Raw genomic sequence first — 7,767 nt, forward strand, 5'->3', positions numbered from 1 at the left:
CCCTCTCCCTGTGGGAGAGGGCCGGGGTGAGGGCATCAGGCCGCACAAAACCTAAACGCCATACCCCATCATCTTCAATAGCTGCTGCGCATGCTGTACCGCATCCTGACGATGCGCCACACCCAGCTTCTGATACAGATTACGAATGTGCGTTTTGATGGTGGTTGCCGCCACCGCCAGCTCACCGGCAATCTGCTCGTTGCTGTAGCCGGAATAGATTAGCCCCAGCACCTGCCATTCCCGCTGGGTGAGCGGGCTGGTGCGAATAAGCTCCGGCACTTCCGGATGGTTTAGCAGACGTTCAACGAAGTTCTCATCAAAATGCGCAAATTTGTGGCGATGATGCTGGTTAATTTCGCGCAGAATACGCTGAGCACGATGCTGATCCAGCTCCGGCAGGGTATTCAGCTGAATCAGCTGGCGCAGCTGTTGCGCCATCACTTCACCTTCAATCACAAAGTGGCTGATAAACCCGGTACGGTTCGCCAGCTGCAGCGCTTCCAGCAGCACGCGCTGGGCGTCATTTTTGCGTCCCGCCTGCCAGTAAAGCTGGTTAAGCAGCAGCAGGTTGCGGTTCAGATCGCTCATCAGGCGCAGGCTACGGGCGTTTTCGTTTAACTCTTCCAGTACGATCTCGGCAGGCTCGAAGTCACCCAGCAGGATCTGCACGCGGGCGATGTTGCGCCACTGGCTTTGCAGGAAGTGGTTATTGGCAAACTCTGGTTTTGGCGTATGACGCAGCCAGTTGGCGGCGGATTTTTTATCCCCCGTCATCTGCCAGTAAATCACCCGGACCTTATCGGCGTTTGACACCCAGTCGCTGTGGTACTGGCCGTTGCCGAGCAGGTTTTCCAGACGGTTAAGGTGATTGCGGGCGTTATCGAGATCGCCGCGCGCCAGCGAGCACTGCACCAGCAGCGCCAGGCACTGCAACTGCTGCTGCGGCTGGAAGCCAGAGAGCACGTTCACACCCTGACGGGCGCAGCTTTCTGCTTCATCGAGGCGCGACCATGCCCACAGCAGCTGAGCGCGAATGCGCAACAGGAACTCGTGCATCGGCAGCTGTTCCAGATGCTGTTCACGAATCAGCTGGAACGCTTTTTCCTGATTTTCCCAGGCAGCCTGCAGGAACCCCTGAGCGAATAAAATTTCACTTTGCTGAATCAGACTCCACAGGGCGTAGTGCCACACATCATGGCGGCGCGCCATCTGCTCGGTTTGCTGCATCAGGGAAAGGGAACGCGTCAGCTCGCCCTTGCAGTGCAGTACTTCCCCGTGTACCGAGGTCGCCACGATGCGGCTGTAGAAATTAGCCAGCGGCAGTTCATCCAGCGCGACCATCGCCAGCCGTTCCGCTTCATCCGGGTCGCCGTCGTTAATTGCGACCTGCGCCCGCAGGGCGTTAAATTCGCCGTGCAGGGTGGTATCCATTTCACTTTCCATCTCCTGCTCGGCACGCGCCAGCAGGGTATTGACCTCACTGTAGCGGTGCTGGCTTTGCATCAGCCAGGCCTGCAGCAGAACCAGACGCGGGTTCTCCAGCAGGCTCTCCCACGGCAGGGCTTTCAGCGACTCTTCCAGCAGCGTCAGTTCGCTGTGGTTAAACAGCCCCCACGCGTGGTTGAGCAGAATATCGCGCAGCATACTGGCGTCACCGGCAGCCAGCGCGTGGTGAATGGCCTCGCTCGGGAAGCCTTGCGCCATCCAGCTTTCAGCGGCGGCGCGATGGATTTCCGGCAGTTCTGTGGCAAGCTCCCACTGACAGCGCTGGCGCAGGAAGCTACCAAACAAGGGATGGTAGCTGAACCACTCGCCGGGATCGTCCATGCGTGTCAGGAACAGGCCCTGACGTTCAATCTCTTCCAGTTGTAACTGGCCGTTTTCACAGCCGGTAACGCGCACGATCAGCGCGTCGTTCATCGAACGCAGCAGGGAGCTTTTCAGCAGGAAATGACGGGTTGAAGGATCAACGCTGTCCAGCACCTCGTCCACCAGATAATCAGAGAGATGGCTGGCGTTGATACCGGCCAGACGCCGTGCCGACTGGTGTGTCGGGCTGTTGTTTTGCCGCGCAGAGAGGGCAATCAGCTGCAACGCCGTGGCCCAGCCCGCGACGTCATCGCACAGGCGGCTGCTTTCAGCGGCCTCAATCGGCGAGGTCAGACGACAGTCGAAGAACTGTTTCGCTTCCTGATGGGTAAAGGCCAACTGCTGGCTGCCAATCTCCAGCAGCTGATCGCGCACGCGCAGGTTGGCAATGCCCAGCTGCGGCAGGTTGCGCGACAGCACCACCAGGGTCAGGTTTTCCGGTTGATGGCGCAGGAAGAAACGCATCGACTCGTGGATAACCGGATTTGAAATCAGATGATAATCATCAATCACCACATAAAGCGGACGATGCCATTCAGCCAGTTCAATGAACAGCTGAGAGAAAAGGGAGGACAGGCTGGCGTACTGGCGCTTTTGCACCATCACCTCACTGGCGACGCAGTGTCCATTCGTGGCCTGTTGAATGGCAGCAATCAGATAGCTGGCAAAACGCTCTTGCTGGTTATCGCCCTCATCAAGGGAGTACCAGCCAAGATCGCTCTTACCTGCGGCCCATTGCGAAATGAGCGTTGTTTTTCCATAACCTGCAGGGCTCGTAACCAGCGCCAGTCGGAAATTATGCGCGCCGGAAAGTTTAGCCAGCAGACGCTCGCGGACCACTGTATGGTCGAGACGAACCGGGCGACTTAATTTAGACGGAATCAACATAGGTTTCACTTCACTGTGGGGAACGAGAGATTTTATTTTTTTTGCGCTTCGTAATTAATAGCTATAAGGTCGGACAGATAGAGAACTATTGCAAGTTATGTCTGGATTTGGTGGCTCTGAATTTGCACTCTGTCACAAAACATTCAGGCAGATGATGGAACTTTCCTGAAAGGGCTGTGACGCCGCGCCAGTGCTGGCTTGTATGGTTCTCTTGCGGTTATGCTGAAACTGGTTTCAGAAAGGGATAGTGACGCCAAATTTAATAAAGTCCGGGTAAAGTTCAGTGAGCTTAATAATCTCCTTAGATATGACCCAATTGCAGAAATATTATTCTACGTAAGTAATCATTTCAGCGCGGATTAATTTCATCCGAAACTGCATTTCATTTCTTTGACATTCTTCCCGGTGACGTTTTCCTCTTCCGGGCACACTCAGGCTATGCTCTGAGAGTGGCCTCGATCACACTTTTATGCTCATCCCCGCTACTCCTCCCTGTCTAATCCCCCACAGGATGAGGAAGAGGTGAAATGAGCCAGGCACACTAGCGCCAACTTGTGTTTTCTTTCTAAAGGATGCCGATCCCCTATGTCACAGCCTACCTTCAACAAAGCTCAATTCCAGGCTGCCCTGACGCGTCAGTGGCAGCGTTTTGGCCTTCATGCTGCAAACGAGATGACGCCTCACCAGTGGTGGCAGGCGGTGAGCGGGGCGCTCGCAGAGCAGCTGGATGCTCAACCCGTGGCGAAGCCCGTCAAAGGCCAGCGTCACGTCAACTATATCTCGATGGAATTCCTGATTGGCCGCCTGACGGGCAACAATCTGCTGAACCTTGGCTGGTATCAGGAGGTGGGTGATGTGCTGAAAGCGCACGACATCAACCTGACTGACCTGCTGGAAGAAGAGATTGACCCGGCTCTCGGTAACGGTGGTCTGGGTCGCCTGGCGGCCTGCTTCCTTGACTCCATGGCAACGGTTGGCCAGTCCGCCATTGGCTATGGCCTGAACTATCAGTATGGCCTGTTCCGTCAGTCGTTCGCTGATGGTCACCAGATGGAAGCGCCAGATGACTGGCACCGCAATACCTACCCGTGGTTCCGCCACAATGCGCAGCTGGACGTGCAGGTCGGCATCGGCGGGAAAGTCACAAAGCAAGGCCTCTGGGAACCGGCTTTCACCATCACCGGTGAAGCCTGGGATCTGCCGGTGCTTGGCTACCGTAACGGCGTGGCACAGCCGCTGCGCCTGTGGCAGGCGAAGCACGCTCATCCGTTCAACCTGACCAAATTCAACGACGGCGATTTCCTGCGTGCCGAGCAGCAGGGTATCGACGCCGAGAAGCTGACCAAAGTCCTCTACCCGAACGACAACCATCTGGCGGGTAAAAAACTGCGTCTGATGCAGCAGTATTTCCAGTGCGCCTGCTCCGTAGCGGACATTCTGCGCCGTCATCACCTGGCGGGCCGCAAGCTGGCACAGCTGCCGGACTTCGAAGTGATTCAGCTCAACGACACGCACCCGACCATCGCCATTCCTGAACTGCTGCGCGTGCTGATCGACGAGCATCAGCTGAGCTGGGATGACGCCTGGGCGATTACCAGCCGCACCTTCGCCTACACCAACCACACCCTGATGCCGGAAGCGCTGGAGTGCTGGGATGAGAAGCTGGTGAAAGCGCTGCTACCGCGCCATATGCAGATCATTAACAAGATTAACGATCGGTTTAAAACCCTGGTGGATAAAACCTGGCCAGGCAATAAAGCGGTCTGGGCGAAGCTGGCAGTGGTCCACGATAAGCAGGTTCGCATGGCGAACATGTGCGTGGTGAGCGGCTTTGCGGTGAACGGCGTAGCGGCCCTGCACTCGGATCTGGTGGTTAAAGATCTGTTCCCGGAATATCACCAGCTGTGGCCGACCAAATTCCACAACGTGACCAACGGCATCACGCCGCGTCGCTGGATCAAGCAGTGCAACCCGCTGCTGGCCGATCTGCTGGATAAGACCCTGAAGAAAGAGTGGGCCAACGATCTGGACCAGCTGATCAACCTGGAAAAATACGCGGATGACGCGAAGTTCCGCGAGCAGTACCGTGCCATCAAGCTGGAGAACAAAGTTCGTCTGGCGGCGTTTGTGAAAGCGCGCACCGGGATTGAGATCAACCCGAATGCCATTTTCGATATCCAGATCAAGCGCCTGCATGAGTACAAACGTCAGCACCTTAACCTGCTGCACATCCTGGCGCTGTATAAAGAGATCCGCGAGAACCCGCAGGCCGACCGCGTGCCGCGCGTGTTCCTGTTCGGTGCGAAAGCGGCACCGGGCTACTACCTGGCGAAAAATATCATCCTCGCCATTAATAAAGTGGCGGCGGCGATCAACAACGATCCGAAGGTGTGCGACAAGCTGAAGGTGGTGTTCCTGCCGGATTACTGCGTCTCGGCGGCTGAAATGTTGATCCCGGCGGCGGATATTTCCGAGCAGATCTCGACCGCAGGGAAAGAGGCCTCCGGCACCGGTAACATGAAGCTGGCGCTGAACGGTGCGCTGACCGTTGGCACGCTGGACGGTGCGAACGTCGAAATCGCTGAGCAGGTCGGTGAAGAGAATATCTTCATCTTCGGTCATACCGTGGAAGAGGTGAAAGCCATCAAGGCCAAAGGCTACGACCCGGTGAAATGGCGTAAGAAAGACAAAGTGCTGGATGCGGTGCTGAAAGAGCTGGAGAGCGGTAAATACAGCGACGGTGACAAGCACGCGTTTGACCAGATGCTGCACAGCATGGACAAGCATGGCGGTGACCCGTATCTGGTGATGGCCGATTTCACCGCCTATGTGGACGCGCAAAAGCAGGTCGACGTGCTGTATCGCGACCAGGACGCGTGGACCCGGGCATGCATTCTGAACACGGCGCGCTGCGGTATGTTCAGCTCTGACCGCTCAATCCGTGATTATCAGGCTCGTATCTGGCAGGCAAAACGCTAAGGAAGCGCGATGGAGAGTAAACGTCTGGACAGTGCCGCGCAGGCGGCGGGAATTAGCCTCAGTTACATCAATGCGCACGGCAAACCGCAGTCTATTGGTGCGGACACCAAAAGACGTTTGCTGAATGCCATGCACAAAGCCGACGCGAAAGCGTCGGCACTACCGGTGCCAAACGTAAAGGTCTTTACTGCGGGCAAAAAAATGTCGCTGACGGTGGAGGGGCGCGGCGAGTTTAGCTGGCTGCTCACCACCGAAGGGGGGCATCAGCATAAAGGCCACGCCACCGGCGGCAAAGCGTTTAACCTTCCGGCGAAACTGCCGGAGGGCTATCACAGCCTGACGTTCACCCAGGACGAGCAGCGTTTTCACTGCCGGGTGATCGTCGCGCCAAAACGCTGCTATGAGCCGCAGGCGCTGCTCGAAGGCAAAAAGCTGTGGGGCGCCTGCGTGCAGCTCTACACGCTGCGTTCCGACAGCAACTGGGGCATCGGCGATTTTGGCGATCTGAAGAATATGCTGGCCTCCGTGGGTGAGCGCGGCGGCGCGTTCATCGGCCTCAACCCGATCCACGCGCTCTATCCGGCGAACCCGGAAAGCGCCAGCCCGTACAGCCCGTCCTCCCGTCGCTGGCTGAACGTCATTTATATCGACGTTAACGCGTTGGATGATTTTAAAAACAGTAAAGACGCGCAGGCGTGGTGGAAGCTTGAGACCACGAAGCAGATGCTGAAACAGGCCCGCGAAGCGGACTGGGTCGATTATGCTACTGTGACCGCGCTAAAAATGGCGGCGCTGCGTCTGGCCTGGAAAGGCTTTGCTAAGCGCGATGACGATCAGATGGCGGCCTTCCGCCAGTTTGTGGCGCAGGAAGGCGAAAGCCTCTACTGGCAGGCGGCATTCGATGCGCTGCACGCGCATCAGGTGAAAGAGGACGAAATGCGCTGGGGCTGGCCGGTCTGGCCGGAAGCGTACCAGTCCGTGGACACCCCGGAAGTCAAAGCCTTCTGTAAAACGCATGCCGACGAGGTGGACTTCTATCTGTGGCTGCAGTGGCTCGCCTACAGCCAGTTTGCCGCCTGCTGGCAGGTAAGCCAGGGCTATAACATGCCGATCGGCCTGTATCGCGACCTGGCCGTCGGTGTGGCAGAAGGCGGCGCGGAAACCTGGTGTGACCGTGAGCTTTACTGCCTGAAAGCGTCCGTCGGTGCGCCGCCGGATATCCTTGGGCCGCTCGGTCAGAACTGGGGCTTGCCGCCGATGGATCCGCACGTGATGGCGGCGCGCGCCTACGAGCCGTTTATCGACCTGCTGCGTGCGAACATGCAAAACTGTGGCGCGCTGCGTATTGACCACGTCATGTCCGTACTGCGCCTGTGGTGGATCCCTTACGGTGAAACGGCCGATCACGGCGCGTACGTCCAGTATCCGGTAGACGATCTGCTGTCGATCCTGGCCCTGGAGAGTAAGCGTCACCAGTGTATGGTGATCGGGGAAGATCTCGGTACCGTGCCGGTGGAAATTGTCAGCAAGCTCCGCGACAGCGGCGTGTACTCCTATAAAGTGCTCTATTTTGAAAACGACCATGAGAAAACCTTCCGCGCGCCGAAAGCGTATCCAGAACAGTCAATGGCAGTCGCGACGACGCATGATCTTCCTACGCTCAGAGGCTACTGGGAAAGCGGCGATCTGACGCTCGGGAAAACGCTGGGTCTCTATCCTGATGAAGAGGTTCTGCGCGGGCTGTATCAGGATCGCGAGCTGGCGAAGCAGGGGCTGCTGGATGCGCTGCATAAGCATGGCTGCCTGCCGAAGCGCGCCGGTCACAAGGCGTCGCTGATGGCGATGACGCCAACGCTCAGCCGCGGTTTGCAGCGCTATATTGCCGACAGCAACAGCGCTCTGCTTGGCCTTCAGCCGGAGGACTGGATTGATATGGCGGAGCCGGTGAACATTCCGGGCACCAGCTATCAGTACAAGAACTGGCGTCGCAAATTGTCCACAACGCTTGAGAAGATGTTTGCCGATATGTTC

At 57.3% G+C, this 7,767-nt stretch carries 3 protein-coding genes; 2 read left to right on the plus strand and 1 reads right to left on the minus strand.

The annotated features are described in order from the left end of the window. Positions 1–51: 51 nt before the first annotated feature. Entirely contained in the window at positions 52–2,757 is a 2,706-nt protein-coding gene (gene malT / locus L977_RS00505; protein ID WP_014885549.1) for an HTH-type transcriptional regulator MalT, read from the minus strand. A 585-nt stretch (positions 2,758–3,342) separates the two neighbouring features. Between malT and malP the strand changes: the two genes are divergently transcribed. Continuing rightward, complete coding sequence (malP, locus tag L977_RS00510; protein WP_045135455.1) at positions 3,343–5,736, plus strand: maltodextrin phosphorylase; 2,394 nt, start codon at positions 3,343–3,345, stop codon at positions 5,734–5,736. A 9-nt stretch (positions 5,737–5,745) separates the two neighbouring features. Then, on the plus strand, positions 5,746–7,767 hold a 2,022-nt coding region (gene malQ, locus L977_RS00515), incomplete at its 3' end, for a 4-alpha-glucanotransferase (RefSeq protein WP_047624265.1).

This window comes from Enterobacter sp. ZOR0014, from assembly GCF_000798855.1.
Lineage (GTDB): Bacteria > Pseudomonadota > Gammaproteobacteria > Enterobacterales > Enterobacteriaceae > Enterobacter > Enterobacter kobei.